The 23,357-nt window shown below is 41.4% G+C and carries 22 protein-coding genes; 11 read left to right on the forward strand and 11 right to left on the reverse strand.

Annotated elements, in window-relative coordinates; genetic code table 11:
- Window positions 1-36: 36 nt before the first annotated feature.
- Window positions 37-1,287, forward strand: a complete 1,251-nt coding sequence (locus KI659_RS11305) for an alkaline phosphatase family protein (RefSeq protein WP_213945447.1) — start codon at window positions 37-39, stop codon at window positions 1,285-1,287.
- A 107-nt stretch (window positions 1,288-1,394) separates the two neighbouring features.
- On the forward strand, window positions 1,395-1,871 hold the full coding sequence (locus tag KI659_RS11310) for a hypothetical protein (RefSeq protein WP_213945448.1): 477 nt from the start codon (window positions 1,395-1,397) through the stop codon (window positions 1,869-1,871).
- A 53-nt stretch (window positions 1,872-1,924) separates the two neighbouring features.
- Here the strand turns inward: KI659_RS11310 and KI659_RS11315 are convergent, their stop codons facing one another.
- Together KI659_RS11315 and KI659_RS11320 are read right to left on the reverse strand one after the other, a co-directional pair.
- A complete protein-coding gene (locus tag KI659_RS11315) occupies window positions 1,925-4,084 on the reverse strand; it encodes a xanthine dehydrogenase family protein molybdopterin-binding subunit (RefSeq protein WP_213945449.1) in 2,160 nt (719 codons plus the stop codon).
- Between the two features lie 5 nt (window positions 4,085-4,089).
- On the reverse strand, window positions 4,090-4,545 hold the full coding sequence (locus KI659_RS11320) for a (2Fe-2S)-binding protein (protein ID WP_213945450.1): 456 nt from the start codon (window positions 4,543-4,545) through the stop codon (window positions 4,090-4,092).
- 202 nt (window positions 4,546-4,747) lie between these two features.
- Between KI659_RS11320 and KI659_RS11325 the strand changes: the two genes are divergently transcribed.
- From KI659_RS11325 to KI659_RS11335, 3 genes are all read left to right on the forward strand, one after another.
- Entirely contained in the window at window positions 4,748-5,272 is a 525-nt protein-coding gene (locus tag KI659_RS11325; protein WP_213945451.1) for a DUF2911 domain-containing protein, read from the forward strand.
- Between the two features lie 84 nt (window positions 5,273-5,356).
- Window positions 5,357-7,837, forward strand: a complete 2,481-nt coding sequence (gene hrpB / locus KI659_RS11330; protein WP_246535374.1) for an ATP-dependent helicase HrpB — start codon at window positions 5,357-5,359, stop codon at window positions 7,835-7,837.
- A gap of 220 nt (window positions 7,838-8,057) precedes the next feature.
- Complete coding sequence (locus KI659_RS11335) at window positions 8,058-8,285, forward strand: cold-shock protein (RefSeq protein ID WP_213945453.1); 228 nt, start codon at window positions 8,058-8,060, stop codon at window positions 8,283-8,285.
- Between the two features lies 1 nt (window position 8,286).
- On the opposite strand, the gene KI659_RS11340 is transcribed toward KI659_RS11335, so the two are convergent.
- The 4 genes from KI659_RS11340 to KI659_RS11355 all read right to left on the reverse strand — a co-directional run bounded on the left by KI659_RS11340 (window position 8,287) and on the right by KI659_RS11355 (window position 10,562).
- A complete protein-coding gene (locus tag KI659_RS11340; RefSeq protein ID WP_246535375.1) occupies window positions 8,287-8,718 on the reverse strand; it encodes a hypothetical protein in 432 nt (143 codons plus the stop codon).
- Window positions 8,719-8,753: 35 nt separating this feature from the next.
- Entirely contained in the window at window positions 8,754-8,984 is a 231-nt protein-coding gene (locus KI659_RS11345) for a VF530 family protein (RefSeq protein ID WP_213945454.1), read from the reverse strand.
- A gap of 381 nt (window positions 8,985-9,365) precedes the next feature.
- Window positions 9,366-9,962: a hypothetical protein gene (locus tag KI659_RS11350; protein WP_213945455.1), complete on the reverse strand. Its 597-nt coding sequence runs from the start codon at window positions 9,960-9,962 to the stop codon at window positions 9,366-9,368.
- 72 nt (window positions 9,963-10,034) lie between these two features.
- Window positions 10,035-10,562 (reverse strand): HEAT repeat domain-containing protein, encoded by a 528-nt coding sequence (locus tag KI659_RS11355; protein WP_213945456.1) that lies wholly within the window; start codon window positions 10,560-10,562, stop codon window positions 10,035-10,037.
- 63 nt (window positions 10,563-10,625) lie between these two features.
- On the opposite strand from KI659_RS11355, the gene KI659_RS11360 reads away from it, so the two are divergent.
- Window positions 10,626-11,336, forward strand: coding sequence for a hypothetical protein (locus tag KI659_RS11360; protein WP_213945457.1), 711 nt, complete (start codon window positions 10,626-10,628; stop codon window positions 11,334-11,336).
- A 51-nt stretch (window positions 11,337-11,387) separates the two neighbouring features.
- Window positions 11,388-13,553 carry a B12-binding domain-containing radical SAM protein gene (locus tag KI659_RS11365; RefSeq protein ID WP_213945515.1) on the forward strand — a complete coding sequence of 722 codons (2,166 nt, stop codon included), beginning with the start codon at window positions 11,388-11,390 and terminating at the stop codon, window positions 13,551-13,553.
- Here the strand turns inward: KI659_RS11365 and KI659_RS11370 are convergent.
- The 3 genes from KI659_RS11370 to KI659_RS11380 all read right to left on the reverse strand — a co-directional run bounded on the left by KI659_RS11370 (window position 13,539) and on the right by KI659_RS11380 (window position 16,659).
- Window positions 13,539-14,231, reverse strand: a complete 693-nt coding sequence (locus tag KI659_RS11370) for an N-acetylmuramoyl-L-alanine amidase (RefSeq protein WP_213945458.1) — start codon at window positions 14,229-14,231, stop codon at window positions 13,539-13,541. The two genes, KI659_RS11365 and KI659_RS11370, sit on opposite strands and share 15 nt — an antisense overlap.
- Before the next feature lie 100 nt (window positions 14,232-14,331).
- Window positions 14,332-15,276 carry an aldo/keto reductase gene (locus tag KI659_RS11375; RefSeq protein WP_213945459.1) on the reverse strand — a complete coding sequence of 315 codons (945 nt, stop codon included), beginning with the start codon at window positions 15,274-15,276 and terminating at the stop codon, window positions 14,332-14,334.
- Window positions 15,277-15,366: 90 nt separating this feature from the next.
- Entirely contained in the window at window positions 15,367-16,659 is a 1,293-nt protein-coding gene (locus KI659_RS11380; protein WP_213945460.1) for a protoporphyrinogen/coproporphyrinogen oxidase, read from the reverse strand.
- A 103-nt stretch (window positions 16,660-16,762) separates the two neighbouring features.
- Between KI659_RS11380 and KI659_RS11385 the strand changes: the two genes are divergently transcribed.
- Window positions 16,763-17,986, forward strand: coding sequence for a serine hydrolase domain-containing protein (locus KI659_RS11385; protein ID WP_213945461.1), 1,224 nt, complete (start codon window positions 16,763-16,765; stop codon window positions 17,984-17,986).
- Window positions 17,987-18,027: 41 nt separating this feature from the next.
- Here KI659_RS11385 and KI659_RS11390 read toward each other — a convergent pair whose 3' ends face one another.
- Complete coding sequence (locus KI659_RS11390; RefSeq protein ID WP_213945462.1) at window positions 18,028-19,398, reverse strand: DEAD/DEAH box helicase; 1,371 nt, start codon at window positions 19,396-19,398, stop codon at window positions 18,028-18,030.
- Between the two features lie 168 nt (window positions 19,399-19,566).
- A complete protein-coding gene (locus KI659_RS11395; protein ID WP_213945463.1) occupies window positions 19,567-21,234 on the reverse strand; it encodes a DUF6909 family protein in 1,668 nt (555 codons plus the stop codon).
- A gap of 225 nt (window positions 21,235-21,459) precedes the next feature.
- On the opposite strand from KI659_RS11395, the gene KI659_RS11400 reads away from it, so the two are divergent.
- Genes KI659_RS11400 through KI659_RS11410 form a run of 3 tightly spaced genes read left to right on the forward strand, consistent with a single transcriptional unit; the run spans window position 21,460 to window position 23,354 of the window.
- On the forward strand, window positions 21,460-21,885 hold the full coding sequence (locus KI659_RS11400) for a lipocalin family protein (RefSeq protein WP_213945464.1): 426 nt from the start codon (window positions 21,460-21,462) through the stop codon (window positions 21,883-21,885).
- A 12-nt stretch (window positions 21,886-21,897) separates the two neighbouring features.
- Window positions 21,898-22,653: a YoaK family protein gene (locus tag KI659_RS11405; protein ID WP_213945465.1), complete on the forward strand. Its 756-nt coding sequence runs from the start codon at window positions 21,898-21,900 to the stop codon at window positions 22,651-22,653.
- 14 nt (window positions 22,654-22,667) lie between these two features.
- The gene (locus KI659_RS11410; protein WP_213945466.1) at window positions 22,668-23,354 is read left to right on the forward strand and encodes a TetR/AcrR family transcriptional regulator; all 687 of its coding nucleotides are present in this window, start codon (window positions 22,668-22,670) and stop codon (window positions 23,352-23,354) included.
- Window positions 23,355-23,357: the final 3 nt, after the last annotated feature.

Genomic DNA, 23,357 nt, shown 5'->3' on the forward strand with positions numbered 1-23,357 from the left:
CAAAAGATCCTATATTTGTAGATCAAAGTTATTACGATGCAAAAAACACGTTTAAAGGTTGTATTAGGGCTTCTATTGGCAATTGTGTCATTTACGAAATTGTTTGGGCAAGAAAAAGACCCCCATGTTATTCTCATTAGTCTGGACGGTTTTCGATATGATTACATTGAGCGATTTAAACCCAAAAACTTAAGTGAATTCGTAAGTGGGGGAGTGGCTGCCGAATCGCTGGTTCCTTCTTTTCCCAGCAAGACTTTTCCCAATCACTATACTATTGCCACTGGTTTGAAACCTGAAAATCACGGGTTGGTTGACAATACTTTTTATGATCCCAAGCAAGATCAGATTTATTCCATTGGGAATAGGGAGGTTGTTCAGGATAAATATTGGTATGGGGGAACGCCACTTTGGGTATTGGCAGAAAAACAGGGTATCACTGCAGCAAGTTATTTCTTTGTGGGTAGTGAGGCTCCGGTGCAAGATATGCATCCGACTTTTTATTATCAATATGATGGTGAGGTGCCCAATTTGCAAAGGATCAGTAAAGTCTTTGAATGGTTGAATATGCCCGATGAGGAAAGGCCAAGGATGATCACTTTGTACTTCTCTGACATGGATGATGTCGGCCATATTTATGGGCCTAATAATGATGAAAAGCTACAGGAAAAGCTGAATACCTTAGACGCACAGCTTGGGGCATTATTCCAGGGTGTGAAAAGTTTTGGACTTAATGTTAACATTATCCTGGTTTCTGACCACGGCATGACCGATGTGACCAAGGATAGGCTTATACCGCTTGATGAGATTGTAAAAGACTTACCTGTTGAAGTTTACAATAATGGAGCATTGGCCCATGTCCACCTGAAAAATCCAAAGGATAAGAAGAAGGTGGGAAAAGCTTTAAATAAGAATAAGCAAAATTTCATCATTGCTGACATTGAAGACAAAGAGTACTACAAGAATATAAAAAAGTATAGAGATTTGTTGGGGGATTTCCTTATTCTGCCAGATCTGGGTTACTATTTGGCATTTCCTAGAGACATGATGCGCTACCAACAAAAAGCCTCTATGTTTGATACTGAGGTCTTTGGTGAACATGGTTACGCACCGACACATAAAGACATGCATGGAATATTTTATGCAAACGGTCCGGCTTTCAAAGAGGGAGTTAAAATTGAGTCGGTGGAGAATACGGATGTGTATCCATTGGTTGCCAAAATTCTAGGACTAGAGATAACTGAGGAGATAGATGGGAAGTTAGAAAACATACAAAACGCATTGAAATAAATCATGGGCCTCATCAATGGGGCCTATGTCGTAGAACCTTTATTTAACATAATATAAATTATATAACATATAGTAAACATTTGATTTAGGCGCTTGTTTCTATTCTTATGGAGAATTCTTTCAATTACCGGACAGTTGCCCAACTCATCACTCATATCCTTGGTGGACACGCCTACATCAAACTCGAGGAAGTATTGAATGACTTTCCATATGACCATATTCAAAAAAAGGTTGACAAGCTTCCTTACACGTTTTATGATCTATTCGAACATATGCGTCTTGCACAAAAAGATATACTGGATTATTGCTGCAGTGAAAATTACAAAGAGCTCAGCTGGCCTGAAGACTATTGGCCAAAAGAAAACGGCATAATCTCCAAGAAAGATTATGCCGCAAAAATTGACCAGTTTTTTGAAGACCGTTCAAGATTCAATAAATGGCTGAGCCATAACAGCAATAAACTGTTTTCACCTATACAGGGAAATCAAAATCACAATTTGCTCAGGGAAGCTTTGCTTTTAATAGAACACAACTCCTATCATACGGGCCAACTTGTAATTCTGAGCCGAATTTTAAAGATTTAAGGTTTTTAATCTTTTAAAACTCCTCTCCTTGCTTTTCAACTAAATATTTAGAACTAAACTCTTTCCATTTTAATCTCCAAGTCAGAAAACTCCTTTTGTTCTATAAATGGCTGGCTTCTAAGGCGTCTGCCTGTAGCACTATAAATTGCATTGGCTATTGCGCCACCTGTTGGCGGTAATGCAGGCTCTCCCAAACCAGTTGGATCAATGCCATTTTCCACATAATGTACGTCAATTTCAGGCACTTCCTTCATGCGGATTAGCCTGTATGTATCAAAATTCTTCTGCTTCGGACTTCCGTTTTCAAAGGTTAAATTGCCAAACATCGCATGTCCCATCCCATCCACTATTCCACCTCTTACTTGGTGGTTGGCACCGGTTGGGTTGACGACAATCCCGCAATCAGTGGCGGCTACGATCTTTTTCAATACAGGCTGGTTATTTTCCATCACTACATTGGCCACTTGCGCAACATAGGAACGATGGGAGAAATATACACTGAACCCTTGCTTGATGCTTGAATCTTTGCCCCAATTTGATTTCTCAGCTGCCAACTCAATGACTCCTTTCATCCGGTCAATATCATAATGGATTTCTCCTACCGGATTAGATTTGGCTCTTTCTAAAAGATCCAATCTGAATTTTACCGGATCCTTTTTGGCAACTTCTGCCACTTCATCAAGAAATGATTGCTCAGCATATGCCAAGAAATTGGTAATTGGTGCTCGCCACGCGTTTGTGGTGACATGGGATTTATGTTCTACAGATTCGATAAGAAGATTCTCCACAGCACCGGAAGGGAAATTATCCTGACGGGTAGTGTTTCCTGCATTAATACCTGCACCTCGCAATTTATATCCGATCATATTTCCAGCTCCATCCAATGCCGCCTCAAACTTATATCTTACAGCAGGCCTATATGCCCCTCCAGTCATGTCGTCTTCTCGACTCCAGGTCACCTTCACAGGCTTGTCCAATATTCTGGAAAGCTCAACAGCCTCTACCACAAAATCCGCTCTAAGCCTCCTTCCAAAACCTCCTCCTAACCTGGTGATCTCTACAGAAACATTTTCAGGATCGATTCCTAGAAGTTGGGCCGCTTCATTTCTAGCTCTTTCCGGTGTTTGGGTTGGGCCTACCAACTCAGCCTTATCTCCTTTCACATGGGCAAAGAAATTCATGGGCTCCATCGGAGAGTGCGAAAGAAATGGGCACTGATATTCACTGGTTACAATTTGAGCGGCTTGCTGGAATGCCCGTACCACATTTCCATCCTGACGCATTATATCGGCTCTATTTCCGTCCAACAATTCCCTGAAAATCCTGTCGTGGTTAGCAGTGCTTTCCTCCTCAGTTATAGGTTCATAATTTATCTTCAGGGCTTTTTTTGCTTTCATCAAGGGCCAGGTTGAGGATCCAACAACAGCCACACTCTCACCAACTTGGATTATATCCGTCACCCCCTTGATATTTCTTGCCTCAGCATCATCCACCGAAAGGATTTTCATTCCAAATGGGGGTCTTTGGATCATGGCATGAACCATTCCCTCCCTGTAAAAATCCAACCCAAATAAGGGCTGACCTGTAAACATGGCTTTGTTGTCCACATTTTTGACAGGGGTTCCGATCAGTTTAAAGTCTTTCGGATCCTTCAGTCTCACGTCCTCAGGAGCAGTCAACTTTGAGGCATCATTCACCAACTCACCATAGCTGATCTTACGGCCTGAGGCGTTGTGGATTACCTGACCATTTTCTGTTGTCAAGGAATCATAAGAAACATCCCAATTGTCCGCGGCGGCACTTACCAATAGGTATTTGGCAGTGGCTCCTGCCCTACGCAACCTCTCCCAAGAATGCGGCATGGCTCCGCTACCCCCGGTTACTTGCCGTTCAAAATTTTGAAGGTCTAAATTCGCTTGTATGACACGCACTCTTTCCCAATCAGCATCCAGTTCTTCTGCTACCACCATGGGAAAAGAAGTCTTGATATTTTGTCCCAATTCGGGATTTGGCGAATAAATCACCACATCACCATCAGGCGTGATGGATAAAAAAGCATTGAATTGCTGGGCGGAGGCCAAAACCTCTTCATTGCTGAGCACTTTCATCTTGGGGGAATCGCAACTGAACCATTGGAACCCGATAAATAGGCCACCACCTGCCGTTGCGGCCATTTTCAAAAAGTCTCTTCTGTTGGTTTTAAAACTTGCCATATCTATTATTTTTTAGCGGCCAAAGCCACAGCCTCCCTAATTTTGTGATAAGTACCGCACCTGCATAAGTTACGGTTCATTGCGTCTTCAATTTCCTCCATACTTGGCTGGGAATTGGTTTTCAGAAATGCCGCAGCTGTCATAATCTGGCCTGCTTGGCAATACCCGCACTGTGCTACATCCACTTCATTCCATGCCTGCTGCACAGGATGCTGCCCATCTTCGGAAAGCCCTTCGATGGTAGTGATTTCATCCGAACCCAAGTTTGACACGGGTGTGACGCATGCATTTCTGGCTTCTCCGTTAATATGGACAGTACAGGCACCGCATTGTGCTATCCCACAGGAATATTTGGTCCCGACTAAGCCGAGGTGATCCCGAAGAACCCACAACAAAGGTGTATCCTCATCAACATCAACCTGAAACTGCTTGCCGTTAACTTTTAGATTAAAATTGGCCATGATTATCTAATTTGTGAATGAACATTTAATTTAATCAAAATCCTTAAGTTGACTTCAATTCTGGTAAAGATTTTCATCTCCAATTACACCAAGTACTGCCCCCAGATTATTAACGGCAAATATTTTCCAAAACCTTTTGTGGAAAAAATGATTTATGCAGTAGTTATTACTTAAATTAGTACAAACTTTAACAACTGTCATTATGAAAAAATCAATTTTTATCAAATCCCTAAGTATGATTTTCGCTTTCTTGGTGGTGTCCCATTTTGCGATGGCTCAGGACCAAGAAAAAGCCAGTCCAGCCCGCACTGCCGAAGGCACCGTGGATGGAGCAAACATCCAAATTGGATATGGAAGCCCTGCTGTGAGAGACAGGAATATCTGGGGCGGGCTGGTACCATACGACCAAGTATGGCGCTCTGGTGCTAATGAAGCAACTACTTTTACGACTGATCAGGCGATCAAAGTCGAAGGAAAAGAATTGGCAGCTGGAAAATATGCGCTGTTTACCATTCCAGGACAAAATGAGTGGACTATTATTTTCAACAAAGAAGCCAGCCAATGGGGATCTACCAAATATCAGGAAAGCGAGGATGTGCTTCGTGTAAAAGTAACTCCAAAAGAATCCTCTGAAATGAATGAAAGGTTAACCTATGATATCACCGCGGATGGTTTTGTGCTAAAATGGGAAAAAGTAGAAGTCCCCGTCAAAATCACCAAAAACTAACAAATCCCAAGGCTGTCAGAAATGACAGCCTTTTTTCTTTTTGCTTATTCAGCTAAATTTGCATTTAAATTAATCCGCTTTCAATTGAGTTTCGACCCCTTTTCTTTGGACCTTCCCATCAAGGAGATCATTCCCGCTGTCAAAGAAATTTTGACAAATGAAAATACCCTAATCGTAAAAGCCCCTCCCGGTGCCGGTAAAAGCACTTTACTGCCTTTGGCTTTAATGAATGAACCTTGGCTTGAGGGTAAAAAGGTTTTGATTTTGGAACCTCGCCGTCTGGCGGCAAAATCGATTGCCATGCGGATGGCCGACCTTCAAGGGACCAAGATCGGAGAAGAGGTGGGCTATATGATCAGATTTGAAAACAGAACCAGCCCCCATACGAAAATCGATGTGTTAACTGAAGGTATTTTAACCCGGTTAATACAGCAAGACAATGCCTTGGAAAATGTTGGTTTGGTGATTTTTGATGAATTTCACGAAAGGAATATCCATGCCGATGTGGCCATGGCGCTTTGTCGGGAAGTCCAACAAGTTTTGAGGCCCGACCTGAGGATAATGATCATGTCGGCCACTATTGATCTTACCCAACTGGCCCATATGCTGTCCGCCAAGGAAATCGAAAGTAAAGGCCGCCAATATCCGGTAGATGTGAAATACTGGGGCGACACGGATGAGTGGTCAATTGTGGATACGGTCAATAATGTTATTCTCAAATCCATCGATGAATATGAGGGTGATATTTTGGTTTTTCTGCCTGGACAAGCACAGATCATGCAATGCCATGATTTTTTGCGAAGCACCCTCCCCCATTTTGCCATTCATCCATTGTTTGGAATGTTGCCCTTTCAAAAGCAACAGGCTGCTATTGTCCCAAACCCTCACAAACGCAAAATTGTCCTGGCCACTAGCATTGCCGAAACCAGTTTGACAATTGAAGGAATTAGCCTGGTAGTGGACAGCGGTTATGGAAAGACCTCAAAATTTGACCCCAGATCAGGTCTTTCCAGGCTGAAAACGATAAAGGTAACCCAGGATGCCGCTGACCAGAGGGCCGGACGCGCTGGTCGGCTTGGCCCGGGACACTGTATTAGACTTTGGAGCAAGGCAACTCAAGAGAGACTGGAAACTTTCCGTACACCAGAAATTCTGGAAGCAGATTTGGCTTCTCTCGTGCTGGATCTTTATGCCTGGGGAATTGAAGGGTACCAGCAGATGGTTTGGCTTACGCCTCCGCCTCAAGGTGCATTTCAGCAAGCAGTGGAGTTATTGGAAAGTTTGGAGGCCATCCTAAACGGAAAACTCACCGAACATGGCCTTCAAATGCAAAAGCTACCCTGCCATCCCCGGATTGCCCATATGTTGATCAAGTCCAAAAATATTGGGCAGCAGGCATTGGCTACGGATTTGGCAGCCGTCATAGAAGAAAAAGATCCGCTTGGCAAGGATGCGGGAACAGATATTAATCACCGGATCGAAAAATTGAGAAGACTTAGAAAGGAAAACAACGTTCATGGTCCTTTCAGAAAAGTGGACACAGTGGCACAGCACTACCGGAGAATGTTGGGCATCGAGGCTTCAAATGATGTCTATGACATTTTTGAAACGGGAATCCTACTAGCATACGCCTACCCAGACAGAATTGCTTGCGCCCGACCGGGCAACAATGCCCAATTTCAGCTTTCCAATGGGAGAATTGCCATGATGGGGCACAGAGACGACCTGGCCCACGAATCATGGCTTGCCGTGGCAAATATGGATGCCCGAGATGGGATAGGGAAAATATTCCTTGCGTCCCCCATCAACCCTAAAGACCTGATGCCCATGATTGAAGATAGAGAAATCATAGAGTGGGATTTCAAACAAGGAAAATTGGGAGCTGAGAAGGTGATGAGGATAGGCAATATTGTGCTAAAATCCCAGCCCCTAAAGCACGTGGACCCTGAGTTGGCTGAAAGAGCCATATTGAAGGCAATTAAAACTGATGGTGACAAATTGCTGAACTTCAGCGAATCAGTAGTTCAGCTGCAGAATAGGATTGAAAGTTTAAATGCATGGAACAGCGATGAGATTTTTCCCGCATTTACTACTGAAGAAATTTTGAATAGAGCCCCGGAATGGCTGCCCCCTTATATTTCCAACATTAGGCGTGAGGAGGATTTATTTAAACTTGACCTCAAAGAAATATTAATAAACGCTTTACCTTGGGAAAAGCAACAATTGCTTGAAAAACTGGCCCCTGAAAAAATCGAAGTGCCAAGCGGCTCATATATCAAACTTCACTACCAGCCAAATGGCGAAAAACCCATTTTGGCTGTCCGGCTACAGGAGCTTTTCGGTATGGTGGAGACCCCTCTGGTAAATGACGGAAGACAGGGGGTTTTGATCCATTTGCTATCTCCGGGGTTCAAACCAGTCCAAGTTACGGATGATTTGAGGAGTTTTTGGCAGAACACCTACTTTGAGGTGAAAAAAGAACTTAAACGCCGATATCCAAAACATTCCTGGCCGGAAGAACCCTTACATGCGGAGGCTGTTCGGGGAGTCAAAAGGAGAAACTAATATGCTTCCAAAGATTTATAAGCTACAATTAGCTAAAGTCAAGTTAAATTAAGACCTTTGTAGCTCAGTAGGAAATATACCCAATCAACAAATTTATCTCAAAAGGACAATACTTTTCCGTTTATCATGCTCGTTGTTTTACACCTTCGCTCAGAATAAATAAGTTCTTCCAAGATAAGATTTTTGGGGTATTTCAATTTTAGAACCCTAAAAAACACTTATGGGAAGATCGAACAACAGTTTCATCAAAAAATTAAAAGCAGATAAAAAGGCAAAAAAACGTAAAGAAAAGCTCGTTACCCGCCTAGAAAAGAAAGAACAGCCTAGCAGTGGAAAACTGGAGGATATGATTGCTTACGTGGATGAATTTGGGAATATTTCGGACACTCCGCCTGAGCCTCCTGTCGACGAGAAAGACAAAAAGAACAAAAAGAAAACTGAGGAATAGCCTAGAGCTCTTCCATCATCATCTTAAAATCGAATTGCAAATCTTCATGCAATTTGCCTATAGCCTTTTCAATAGATTTTATTTGATTGTCATACAGATTCTGTAAGACGGTTGAGCTCGAAAATCTAATTGAAGAGGTTTTCATTTTTTTACAGAAATAGATAAGTAGCTCCACTTCTGTTTCTTTTTTGCCGGAATACTTGATTTGTTTTTTGAGGTTCCTCAAAATCTTCCTCAACCCCTTTTTAGCATAGTAAACCCCTGGATTGAGAGAGGCAAACTCTTCATCCAGGTGCTTTTTGACCCCTTCTACATACTGATGTTCATTATCCGCCTCAAAAAGCAGATAACTCAACAGCTCCTTGTTGTCTTTTTTAAGCTTAGCTAACCTAATGACCAGGTTAAAAAGATCCTCCTCTGAGAGAAACTTCAATTCTTTTTTGATTTGGACTAATGAGGCTGTGGGTATCATTTTGAATTGGCAATAAATCGGATGTATAGGTTTTCAACTTTCTCCCTGGCCCAGGGAGTTTTTCTCAAAAAAGTAAGACTGCTTTTAATGCTTGGATTGTGGGTAAAGCACCTGATATTTATCCTTTGCCCTAAAGACTCCCATCCAAAATAATCCACTAGAGCTTTTAAAATCGTCTCAAGGGTTTTTCCATGAAGGGGGTTGTTCTGCTGAGTGCTATCATTCATCTCACAAAAGTAATATTATTCCGCCACTTTAATAGACCTTCATTTCCCTCGATTATCTCATTACATTACCATCAAAAATATTTAATCAACAATAAGAAGATATCAGGAATTTGTTTGCTAAATTTCATGTAGATTCAATATATTCCCTTAAAGTCTGGGGATCACACAAAACCGACTTTATGATGTATAGAGAACGCCAAGTTCTAGTATAATCCAAAAAGTAAACATCATGTCAAAAGAGAAAAGCATCAAGAAAGAAAGTGCTAAAAAAGAGCCAGCCAAAAGCCTAAAAGAAAAAAGGGTGGCAAAGAAAGCCAAGCAGGAAGAGAAAAAGAAATCAGCGTAAAAGGTAAAGAGGTGTTTAACAACACCTCTTTTTTATTAATCTTTGTTTTTGGGCGGTGGGGTGATCATAATATGAGCCCTGTGCGTTCCCGGATCCATGATCCATGGCATACCTGGAGCTTGAGGCTTCAAGGGGAGCCCAGTGCTTTCCACAGTGGCATATGGGATGTAGACCACATATCTGAAATTGGTGTTTTGAACGGCCCCCTTTTCAGGATCATAGTCCTCTTTATCAGCAGAGAGTACAAAAAGCGTTACTCCATCTTTTGGCATTTGAAGTTTCCCTTCCTTCACCTCCTTTTCCCTAGTCTCAAAAATCTCTTCGAAAGACTTCCCTTCTCTGGTTAATTCGCGTCCCCGCTCCATAAACGGTTCAAGCTCTTTGTGATAGCAGGAGGCACTAAACCCGTCCCTTTTAGGATCGCTTGCAATACAAACCATCTCATTGTTGCCTTCCCGAAGGACCGTCCACTCACCATTTGTATCATAGCCATAGACCTTGGCCCCTTCCCTAAACTCCTCTGGAGCGGCCAAAACAGCAGTTTTGATTTGTGATTCGGCAGATGGTATCTTTTGGGCAAAAAGACCTGTGGAAATTACCAGCAAGAGCGAAAATAGAAAAGTAGTTCTCATAAATTTTAAAGTTTAGCGTTAAAATTCACTTACTAAATCTACTCATCTTTCCGCTCAAAAACTAGCTGGAACCTATTCTTCCTCAAACATGCTCTTCATTTCTGAAAGCATTTCCTCAACTTCCGCTTTCTTTAACTCAAAAGCCTCATCCTGTTTGCTGTTATTGGTAAAATGATTCCAGTGTTTTTCAGCTTTTTTGATGACCCTAGGTGTAATATCAAATTCAGTATAATCAAGATAAGATTTTGCAATCGTAGAAGCTTTGAAATTCCCAAAAAGATAAATTCTGAGGATATCTACGAATTTTGAACTGATGTCAAACCCCTCTAATGCCTGTACAAATGCGCCGTTTTGATTCTTGTTATCCTTTTCGTGAATCGCTTCCAGCAAGGGGTCAAGGGCTTCTTGGTTATTTTCTATCTTCGAAAGGGATCTGGCAGCCAAAAATGCACATTCCTTATCCTCGCTTTTTATGAGAGTTATCAGCCTTTGAAGAACTTCCTCCCCTCCTATTTCGGCCAATTCATCTGCATATTTATAAGCCTCCTCTTCCTGAGGATTGCACATTTTTTCGAGTAAATATTCAATATTTTTTTCCATGCTGTAAATCCGAACTATTTTTACAAATATAAGCCTAAATATGCGATTGCCGTAAAGCTTGGTATGGAACAAAAATTAATTTCAGTTCAAGAAAGTGTTTCACTATTGGAAAGAATTCCAAAAACTACTCATGGAAAGGAGTTTAAGGATCTTCAATGGAGCTTTTTTGATAAAAACGAAACGGTTTTAAAGTTTAGGCCCCCCATTCAATTAGATTTGGACCATTGTGGAAATCTTAAAACTACAGACATTCAAAATTATGTTGTGCTACTAATCAGGTCAGGAATCGGCTCTGTAGGCTATTTTGAAAATGGAGAGAATATTGACCATAAGGTTTTCAGGTCCTATATGGTCAGGAAAAAACAGGGTAAAAGCCAGATCAAGCACCTCAAAACCAAAGGCAAAAGCAGAGCCGGCTCTCGGATTAGGTTAGCGGAAACCTTGGAGTTCTTTGAAGAAATAAACGAAAGGCTACAGGAATATTTTTCCCAATATTTTATCAATAAAATTGCTTTAAGCTGCTCCACCACGCTAATTCCATACCTTTTCAATGGCAAGACCCCTACCCCATTTGATAAAAGTGATCCAAGAATCATCACCGTGCCCCGGCATATACAAAACCCCACCTATGAAACTTTAATGAATACAAGCGACTTTCTTAAGAAGGGCGAACTGAGAATTGGGAAAGAAGGCATGAAACTCGTAAACGAATTACTGCCTAATTTACCAGACGGGCCCCTTGAAAATGAAGATGCCGGGGATGAAAACTGGTAATATTTGGTTTCAGACAAAACCTTGGCGAACTTTGCATCAAATTATAGAATCGTGCAGCAGAAAGTCCTCCTAATCACCCCTCCATTTACCCAGCTAAACACCCCATATCCGGCTACGGCTTATTTGAAGGGGTTTTTGAACACCATACATATCGACTCAGCTCAAGCCGATCTGGGTATTGAGGTAATACTGAGACTTTTTTCGAGAAGAGGACTAAAAGAATTATTTGCCCAAATCCCAGACCTAAAAATCAAGGATTTGAGCGCCAATTCGGCCAGAATCTATAAAATCAGAAAGGATTACATTGATACCATAGCTCCCGTAATCAGCTTCCTACAATTTAAAAACCCCACCTTGGCCTACAACATCTGTGATGAGGATTTTTTGCCCCAGGCATCCAGGTTTCATCAGTTGGAGGAATTGGATTGGGCATTTGGGACGATGGGGATCCAGGACAAAGCCAGGCATTTGGCTACTTTGTATCTGGAAGACTTAAGTGATTTTATTCAGGAAGCTGTGGATCCAAACTTTGGGTTTAGCAGGTATGCAGAAAGACTGGGCCGATCTGCAAGTACATTTGATCCGCTCTATGAGGCCTTGCAGCAGCAGCCATCATTCATTGACAGTTTGATATTTGAATTGCTAGAACCTAAATTAAAGGGTATCACAACAGTTTGTATTTCTGTCCCATTCCCAGGGAATCTTTTCGGGGCGCTTCGGGCTGGGCAGTATTTAAAGCAAAATTACCCTCACATTACAGTCACCATGGGAGGCGGCTATCCCAACACCGAATTAAGGTCATTGAAGGACGCAAGATTATTTGAGTTTGTCGATTATATCACCCTTGATGATGGGGAAAGGCCATTGGAAAACCTCCTACAGTTTTTAAAGGAAGAAATTTCCATAGAAAGTCTTAAAAGAACCTTTTATCAGAAAAACGGAAAAGTTTGCTATTCAATAGGAAAGGATTTGGATGTGCCATTCAGTAGAGTAGGCACTCCTGATTATACAGGCTTGCCTCTGCAGGACTACCTTTCGGTAATTGAAATTGTGAATCCCATGCACAGGCTGTGGTCAGACGGAAGGTGGAATAAACTGACGATGGCACATGGCTGCTATTGGAAAAAATGTTCCTTTTGCGATGTGTCGTTGAATTACATTCAACACTATGAACCTGTCACCGCACAGCTGATTTGTGATAGAGTAGAGGAATTGATAGATCAAACCGGTCAGACGGGATTCCATTTTGTTGACGAAGCCGCTCCTCCTGCTTTGATGCGGGAATTGGCAATAGAGATACTGCGAAGAAATTTAAAAATCACCTGGTGGACCAATATTCGATTTGAGCAACGATTTACTCTTGACCTTTGCAGACTTCTCAAGGCTTCTGGATGCATTGCTGTGTCAGGGGGCTTGGAAGTGGCCTCTGACAGATTGCTAAAACTGATGCAGAAAGGTGTAACTGTCGAACAAGTGGCCAAGGTGGCGCACAATTTTACGGAATCAGGCATCATGGTGCATGCCTATCTCATGTATGGATTCCCGACTCAAAACGACCAAGAAACCATAGACAGTCTTGAAATGGTGAGACAACTTTTTGAGCACAATGTTTTGCAGTCAGGTTTCTGGCATTTATTTGCCATGACAGCTCATAGCCCCATCGGTCTTAATCCTTCGAAATTCGGTGTGGAAAGGGTCGGTCCTGATTTTGGTGGATTTGCAGACAATGACTTGATCCATGAGGACCCCACTGGTGCAGAGCATGAATGGTACAGCGAGGGACTGAAAAAAGCCCTGTTCAATTATATGCACGGGTTGTGTTTTGAGTTTGATTTGCAAGAATGGTTTGATTTTGAAATACCAGAAACGACCGTTCCAAATGATTTTATATTTAACGCCATCAGTTCAAATTCAACAGAGAAAATTAGCTCCAATTCCAAGCTTATCTGGCTAGGAAATCAGCCCGAAATCAAATTAAGCGGTTCAAATAAGGGGACTTTAATCATTGAAAATAAGACGGCCACTCTTCAGATCCGATTTAAGAAAGAATTTGAAAGCCTATTAATCTGGCTTTTCGAAAAATTACAAGAACACAAAGCACTATCCTGGTCGGAATTCAATGAAAAGCTGGAATCAGGCCAATACCCTTCTTTAAATAAGTTGCAAAGCTCCAATGTATGGAGCGAATTGAGGCATATGGGGTTATTGTTTGTTTGAGGCACCTGCTTCTTCTACACCCAATAAATTCAAATCAGCAATCCTCTTTCTAACTGCCCGCATAAATTTGTCGCCGGGATCGGTTTTGACTGTGAGATAATTGGGATCGGTTTCCTTCCAGTAAGGATGTTCTTTGAACTTCTGGTATTCATGGTGGCCTATCACGTGGGTGATGGCATATTTGCTCTTCAAATAACGGATTATCTGTTCATTGGCCTTTTCTTGAGCTTTGGTCAATGGCATTTTATCACTTCCAATGTTTTCTATTCCTACTGCACAGTGGTTGAGTCCAATGGTGTGGCGGGCAAAATGGTTTTCGGGCATGAGCTTGAAAATTGTGCCGTCTCTATCCACCAGGTATTGACTGGAAACATTCAGGGCGCTGGCTCCCTGCAGCCCTTCTCTTGCAGAAGGCAGTACGGCAGGGTCAAATACATTAAAAGTCTTTTCGATACTGGGCACCACGGTCCAGTGCAGCACTACCATTTTTGGCTCAATCTCAATGGATTCAGTATCAATCCCATGACGATCGTTCAAATACCTCAAACTCAGTTTAACTCTTTCTTCATCAAAAGTTATATATTTATCAAAGGTCCTAAAAGTAGCTTTACTGGTACACGAAAAAGTGATCAGGAAAACAAGGATATAGAATTGGGTAGAAAGTATTTTATAATTCATTCCTCAAGATAAAAATGTTGCTCTGTTTCTAAAATTGTTATTCATATAAACGGCAAAAAAAAACCGGAAGAAGCTCCGGTTTTATGATCTATTAGTATAATTAATCCCACAAGTCCTCCAATTTATAGGGACTCCCTTCCATAGTCCAGAAGGTACCATCTACAAATCGATAAGGACCTTTAATTTTTGCGATCTTTTCAAGGTCTACCTGATCTAATTCAACCTTCAAGCTTTCAAAATTTTCCTTGATCCTACCCTCATTCACAGATTTTGGAATGACCACCGTGTCCCTTTCCATTGCCCATGCAATTAAAACTTGGGCCGGAGAAATGTTATGTTTTTTGGCTATGCTTTGTATCGTTTCATTTTCCATCAAATTAGGCTCATCATCCTTTTTCATGGCAGCTGTTCGGTCAGTGCTTCCGAGAGGAGAATAAGCGGTTACTTGAACCCCATTTTCATGGCAAAACTCAATCAAATCATTCTGCGGCAACAAAGGGTGAAGTTCAACCTGATTCATTTCCGGCATTACCTCACAGTTGTCCAAAATTTCCGTTAGGTTTTTGATGTTAAAATTGGAAACCCCAATATGTAAAGTTAATCCTTCATGAAAGGCTTCCTCCATTCCTTCCCAAGTTTCAAGTAAAGGAACTTCTTTTGGCGACAAGAAATCAGCTGGCTGGCTCACGTTAACCTCTTTTTGGGCCACAGGCCAGTGAATCAGGTACAAGTCCAAATAATCCAGCTTTAGGTCCTTTAAAGTTTTTTCCAATGCAGGGATCACCTGATCTTTCTTATGGGCATTGTTCCATAGTTTGGAGGTCACAAAAATTTCCTCCCTAGTTACAATTCCATCTTTAAAAGCCTTTTGCAGGGCTTTTCCAACTTCTTTTTCATTTTGATAGATTGGCGCGCAGTCGATATGCCTATAACCGCATTTAAGGGCATGAAGCACGGCATCATATACCTCGCCCGGTTTGCTTTTCCAAGTTCCTAGGCCTAATATGGGCATCTCATCCCCATTCTCAAATTTTACTGATTTCATTATCTAAAATATCTTAAAAACTAACATGAATTCCTCAACTTTTCCCCTATCAAAAGTGATACTACAATAATTGACGGGGGCAATTTATTTTCAGCCTATTTCTGTTTCTACCACTACTGGCTTCAATCCGCCATCCTGTTCCATATTATGCTTTAGAATGACAGATTCCGCTGCCCTTCTGCCGGAGCGCATGGCCGCATTTAAGGAAGGATTTAAAAGATAATCTCCTGCTAGGTGGACATTTTCTCCCAAGCGGCAATCTACCGCTAAGATGTCATGCTTAAGTTCGGGAATATCTGCGAGTGCTTCCTTGATTTCATAAGTATGAATGTGCTCAAAGTATTCCGATTTTATCCCGCTCAATACCTGCAGTTCTTTGGCAACTCTTTCCTCGAGGTTATCTATCCCATCGGTATCATTAACAATACTTACCGATAACAAAGCTTTTCCTGTGGTGGAATAAGCAGGACTCACATCGGTTAAGAACACTAGATTATTGATCAAGAAATTTTCCCCTGGCACCAATCCAATGGCCGGCTGGGCCAAAAATGACCTGGAAATGGCGAAATATATATTGGTGACCTTATGAAAGCTAAAAGCACCCTCTTTTTTAAAGTCTTTGAGATAAGTTGGAAGCGTAGTGCAGATTATTTCATCAGCAATAACTTCCTCTCCGTCGTCCAGTCGGATTATATTGCCATCTACCTCCTTAACTTTGGTATCAAACCTTACTGCAGTATTTTTCAGTTTTCCATATAGATGGTTGGGTATTTCTTGCATGCCCACTTCCGGAATCGCTACTTTACCTTTATGCATCATTTTGAATACAAATTCAAACATGCTGGAGGGGGTTTTCAGATCATTTTCTAAATAGATCCCTCTAAACAGTGGGTTCAAAAAGTTAGTCGTAATTTCAGGGGAAAAGCCTCTAGCCAAGAAATATTCACGCGTAGTTAGCGCGTTGGATTTAAATATCTCTTCTTCTGGTTTTTTCAGCAGACCTGCAGCAAGGGTAAAAAGCTTAATTTTATCTTTGGTGTTTCCGACTTTGGATAAAGCCATGGAAAAAATGCCAGCAGGGTTTAAAAAAGGGTCAGTAACGTGCAGACTCCCATCGGTCCTCAGGATTATCATATCTGGGTCAAAGTATTTGAGGTTTAACTCCGCATAATTCAAATATCTTTTTGCCTCCGGATAACCCGTCAAAAAGATTTGAAATCCACGGTCCAATAAGTACCCGTCCTTCAAATCCGTCCTTATCCTCCCCCCCACACTATCAGAAGCCTCCAAAATAACCGGGCGGTAACCAACAGCCTCAAGCTCATACGCAGCTACAAGACCGGCCATCCCCGCTCCTATGATGTAAACTTTTTTATCGTTCATTATTTTCTCTGATTTATTTATATTACTGACTTATTAAAAAATTGTTTGAGTCCCTCGTTTGCTGGGCTTAAAGTAAAACCACCTCTTCCCCAATAATCAAAGTATGAAAACTATAAACACCTTCTTGCTAGCTTTTTTCTTGTTTAATGGATTATCTGGCGTTTTAATAGCCCAGCAATATTTCCCAGAAAAAAACCGGTGGGAAACAAAAACTCCTGAGCAAGCCGGAATGAGTAAGGAACTACTACAAAAAGCTATCCAATTTGCGGAAGATCATGCCAGTAAAGCTGATAAAAATCTTAAAATGGCACACTACCAATCTGCTTTCGGCAGAGAGCCATTTGGGTTCCCTATCGGACCGATGAAAGAGCGAGGTGAAGCCAGTGGACTGATCATCAAAAACGGTTACCTCATTGCCGAATGGGGACAGCCCGAAAGGGTGGATTTGACTTTTAGCGTGGCCAAAAGTATGGTTTCAGCAACGGTAGGTTTGGCCTTTGACCAAGGTTTGATAGAAAGCGAGCATGATTTGGTCCACCCCTATATGGCCCCCATCATCCCTTATTCTCCGATTCATTTGCAACGGAACAAAGCTGACCATTTGGAGGAAGAAGATGTGATTGAGCTCTTTCAAACAGAGCATAACCAAAAAATCACATGGGATCACTTGCTGAGGCAGACTTCCGATTGGGAAGGTACCTTATGGGGAAAACCGGATTGGGCAGACCGACCTTCCAAAGATTCAGAAAACTGGCTAGATCGAGAAAGAGATGAACCCGGGTCTGTCTACAAATACAATGACACCAGAGTAAATGTTTTGGCTTTGGCAAGTATGAATATTTGGAGAAAAGCCCTCCCTGTGGTATTAAAAGACCATTTAATGGATAAAATTGGGGCTAGCCCCACCTGGCGCTGGACGGGGTATGAAAACAGCTTCGTCATATTGGATGGCCATATCGTTCAGGCAGTCAGCGGCGGATCCCATTGGGGAGGTGGCATGTTTATCAATGCTTTCGACCAGGCACGTTTTGGACTTTTAACCCTGAATAAAGGGGCTTGGAATGGAGAACAGGTGCTTTCCAAAGAATGGATTGAAAAATCATTGACCCCAACACCGGCCCAACCCACCTATGGATATATGAATTACTTTTTGAATACAGATAAACAATTGCTTCCTGATGCACCCGAAACGGCATTCTACCATTTAGGTGCAGGAGTTAACATGATTTATGTAGATAGGGAAAATGATCTAGTAGTTGTGGCCAGATGGCTAGAAAACTCCCAAATGAATGAATTTATCAAAAGAGTTTTAGAAAGTTTGAATTAATTTAGGCCAAAAAAATAAGGGAAGTTTAACTTCCCTTATAATTATTCGGTCTCAGAATTCACATTCTTTCTTGTCCTGAACTTTGAGTGTTGACTGGAAACAGTTTTGGGAGTACCCTTGGCCTCTGAACTATTGTTTTCAGCTTTTGGCTTTGGTTTACTTTCTCCATCTTTTCTTGGTGGCCTGCTTTGATTATTGCGCGGCTTAGAGAACTTCTTGTTACCACCTTTCTTTTTGTTGCCACTTGAGCGGCTGGTACCTTCTGACCTATCATCAACTTTTGGCGCCTCACCCAGATGCTCTGGAAGCACTTGTTGTTCGAGCTCAAGGCCTATCAATTTCTCAATATTGTTGAACTTATACCTGTCTTTTGGATTTACAAAAGTAATGGCCTCACCTTGGCTATCAGCCCTAGCAGTCCTACCTACGCGGTGCACATAGTCTTCAGGATCGGAAGGAGTATCATAATTGATCACCAATTCAATACCTACCACATCGATACCACGTGAAATAATATCCGTACCAATTAAAATCTTAATGGCTCGATTTTTAAAGGCAGACATGATCTTCTCTCTTTCTACCTGTTCCAGATCCGAGTGGAAGGCCTCAACCTCAAATTCTTTTTTCAAGACCTTGTAAAGTGATTTGACCTTATCTTTGGTAGATGCAAAAATGATCACCGCTTCATAAGCTTTTTGTGAAAGTATGTGTTTTACCAAACCCTCCTTTTGGTTGTCGTGTACGTGATAAACGCTTTGGGTAATCCCCTTGGCTGTCTTGCCCAAGGCAATACTGATTGAAATAGGGTCGGTGAGGATTTTGGAGGAAAACTGACGGATCTTGGCAGGCATAGTGGCTGAAAAGAGAACCGTTTGTCTATTCTTGGGCAAATAGGTGACTATCTTCAAAAGGTCTTCAGAAAAACCCATATCCATCATCCTATCGGCCTCGTCGAGGATGAGGTGCTGCAAGTTATTAAATTTGATTTTGCCACTAGCAAGCAGGGCGATCAATCTACCTGGGGTAGCAACCACAATTTCAGCACCGGTTTCCAGCGCCCTTTTCTGCTGTTCCCACACAATGCCATCTCCTCCTCCATACACGGCGATAGAACTGATTCCCAAAAAATAGGCAAAACCCTGAATCTGTTGGTCAATCTGAATGGCCAACTCTCTGGTGGGTGCTAAAATAAGCGTATTAATGTCGGAAGAACCGCTTTTTGCAATTTTGTGAAGGATGGGCAAAATAAATGCAGCTGTTTTACCGGTACCGGTTTGAGCTGTTGCGATTAAGTCTTTGCCATCCATTATGGCCGGTATGGCTTCTTGTTGTATTGGGGTAGGTTTGTCAAAACCCATTGCATCGAGACCTTCTTGCAAAGTATCTACGAAATTAAATTTATCAAAAGTCAAAATCTATAATTGTTAATGGTGAATAAGACATGAAAATTAGGATATATTTCCATATTTGTTGTCCTAACAAAAGATGAACAAAAATCATTCATTTCAATATCTTTAAAAAGAGTGATCCTCAGCCTAAATATATCAATTTAAACCAAGGATCAAGATTACTTGCTGCTATTACTTCATTATTTTTTCAAGTATCTTATACGTGATCAAGTAGGTTGGCCTCACTCCTTCTACGCCCAAAGCTCCAGAAGCAAGCGTGCTTCCTGTTTCAAGAGGATTGTCAGAAGCATAGTAAGCATATAACACCTTGACATTCTTCCGGATACTGTGTCTGATTTGACTGGCAGCTTGAATGGCTTTTTGATAATGGGCTCCCTCCATTTCAAGTCCTGCAGCTTTCCAGCTGGATTCCATAAAATAAGTAAGCACGTCCTTGTTTTGCAGTGAGGTCCCCAAAACAGTAATCATCGGCCCTTCATACACTCCAAGGCCATACCCTTGAAAATCTTTGACGGACAATTCATTTTTCAAGGGATAATTATCTGCTGTGCCTTCAAAAACATGGCTATCAGGTATCATGATATCTCCCTTGTTGCCTTTGAGGATGCCTGCTTTACCCATAATGGATACGGAAACCACATCAAGCGAGATCTTTTCTTCTCCCGACTCATAAGGTTTCAGCAATTCATCCATACACTCATAAGCCTGCTCTCCAAAGGCATAATCCATCACTACAAACACAGGCTTTTTCTTTTTGTCGGCTGGAATCTTGATCCCTGGAATGAGGGTATCCTTCTTCATTTTGGCTGTATCAAATACCTGTACGCCAATATTTGTTCCCGACAAATCCGGAAGGTCGTAAAAACCATGTGATTTGGCGTAAGCACTGATTTCCTTAAACTTGTTTGTTTTGGACATCACCGAAATATCCATGGCGCTGGTTTCCAATTCTTCGTAGGAATCTAGACCTAAGGCTTGATGCCCATACACCAGGTTGAGAACACTGTGGAGATTGGCTGAAATGATGTGAATCGGCCTGTCTATTAGCTTTTCCTCCAACAAGAAAGATTTGATCCTGTTGGCCCAAAGTTCCCCGTATACATGGTGCCCTACTCTTTCTCGCAAGGTGGCCGAAAAAGAAATCTCTCTATCGTTACTATTTACAGCTTCGTCAATTGAGAGTTTGCCCAAGTGGTAAATGATGGAAAAAAGGCTGTTGCTATTGGATGAATCATCAAACTTGCGGACAGCCTGTATGGTTTCCTCATATGTCCTGCCGGTAATATGGCTCAAATAAGAGCAGGCCGCTTCCCGGTCAAACTCATCTCCTCTTTTTTCCTTCTCTACTATCTCAGCCAGCTTTTGCCAATTAAGGTTCTCCTTTCCTTTGTGGTCTGTACTATTGTTTCTTATGATTTCTGCTTCAATATAAAGGAAGGTCAAGTGGGTAAGGATATCGTAAATATCACTTTTGCCCCTGGTCATCTCTACATACATCTGGCTTTTGTCCACCCGGTAGCAATTACGCTTCCTTTTTGGCGGCACCAAGGTTGGAAAATCGCTGTTTTCATACCCCTCACGGCTGATCAGTCTTACAAATCGGCATTCCTCTATTCCTTTGGGAAGCCTTTCCATGATGTATAAAAGTCCGTCAAGTTCAATTTTTTCCTTGTCGGTAATCAAACCATAAATCTCTGGACTCAACACTAAAAGTGAACTGATCAATGACTCCCCTGAAACTCCCATTGGCTTGTATGTTCCTCTGGTAAATAAATGCCGCATGGTGATATAAAGTCTCTCAATTGCAGCTCGGGATTCTTGTGCTCTAGTTCTTTTCATAGCAAATAATATAAGATTAAAATTCTACAAAGTTAAATAAAATACTTCAACCAAATTGTTAATAGTTTATTAAGAATACATAGAGAGCTTATTTACAACAACTTAAATTAACCAAATAAGCCTATAATGCGGGGCGTAACCAAAATACCAGCTTAAACGTTTAACTTTCAGTGATAAAAGTATTACTTTCACATATGAAAGGAAGTATTCCAAAATTCATCCCCTATGCCAAAGTTCAGTAATTTAATCATCACAGCAGGAATAGTGATCGTCACCGTGGCCGTTTCCTTGGGGTTTGTTTCCAACAATCCTGAAAATATCATCCTGGGAAATTGGGAAGAGGATTCTTGGACTTATGAAAAGACCAACGAACCATCCATGTTTTACTATGACCTTACCACAGTAAGAAAGCACGAAGCCGAAAACTGGGTTTTTGGAGAAAACAACACCATTACGTTTGTGAAAAACGGGGAAATCCTAGGCAAAGGCACTTGGATAATCAAAGGCCGTGGTCACATATTAAAGCTTACGCATGAAGATGGGCATATAGAAAGATATGACATTAAAGAGCTGAATGACAATGAGATGATATTAAATTTTGACATTGGCATGGAGTCACGAGGTATTGCGAAATTAACTTTTAAAAAATAATCAAACCCCAGAATGTTAAGAAACGATCAGAAAAAAAGATCAACAAAAGACAACCTTATGCTCGCTGGGTCTACCGCTACCGCAGCCGGTATGGTCAATGTGGCAAGCGTAGTCGCATTTTTCGCCTTTACCTCCAATGTGACCGGACATGTGGCAGTTCTTGCCGAAGAAATTGTAAAAGGGCATTGGCATCAGGTGTATATCGTAATGATATGGCTTCTGCTTTTCCTATTCGGAGCCTTTTTGGCAAATTATTTAATTTATTCTGTAGTGCGGAAAGGCACGTATGTGGCGCATTCCGTCCCTGTCATTTTAGAAATTGTGGTGCTACTTGGGGTAGCCTTTTATGGGCACCATTATTATTCAGAAACACTTAGGGAAACGGAATGGCTAGTGGGAGCCCTACTATTTTGTATGGGGCTTCAAAACAGTCTGGTTTCAACCATTACAGGTGGAGTAGTAAAGACCACACACGTAACAGGTCTTTTCACCGATTTGGGAGCCGAGCTTTCCCAATGGTTTCATCCCAAAACAGAAAGCACTAAGATTTTGAAAGACAGACTTACGCTAAGATTTACTATATTGTCTTTTTATCTATTCGGAGGATTAATCGGTGGTTGGTTCTTTTTAAGGTTTGATTTTATGGTGTTTTACCTGGTAGCTGCAGTCATGTTATTTGTAGCCTATTATGATATGACAATGATGGTGACCAAAAAAACCATCGAGAAGATCAAGCGGCCAGCACACGAAATCCAAGAACAGAATTAAGCTTCAATTAGCCTATGGAAATAGATATTCATTTACCCAAAAATGATAAGCTGTATCTTATCAATCCAGAAAAATCGGCTTTAGGTCAAAAAATCATCGTATCCAGCATAAGCATGATCAGGGATCTAGGGATTGAGGAGTTTACCTTCAAAAAACTGGCCACTAAAATCAAGTCAAATGAAGCTTCCGTTTACCGTTATTTCAATAACAAGCACAATCTACTGGTCTACCTCATATCAGTCTATTGGGAAGTGCTCAATATGAAAATCGAATTTTCCACAGAGTACATTCACACCCCAAAAGATAAACTGGACAAGGTCATCGACATTTTGGTAAATACAGAGTCAGCTTCCCCGTCGATAAGAAACATGGATATCAAAAGTTTGCATGACATCATGATTTCAGAATCTGCCAAAGCTTACTTGACCAAAAAGGTGGAATTTGAGGATAAAGAAGGGTATTTCAAAAGCTATGAAAGACTTGTGGATACCATCTCCAAAATCTTTATAGAGGTAAATAAGGAATATGAATTTCCTCGCGCATTGGCATGTAACCTTATAGAGACAACTTACGAGCAATTCTATTTCTCAAAGCATTTCCAAACCTTGACTGAGTTTCAAAATTCGGACAGCAAGCCAAAAGTAAAGCGCTTCCTGGAAACGCTTATGTTTTCTGTATTGACAAAAGGGACCCTAAACTAGGAT

This window comes from Litoribacter ruber (assembly GCF_018449405.1).
Taxonomy (GTDB): Bacteria; Bacteroidota; Bacteroidia; order Cytophagales; family Cyclobacteriaceae; genus Litoribacter; species Litoribacter ruber.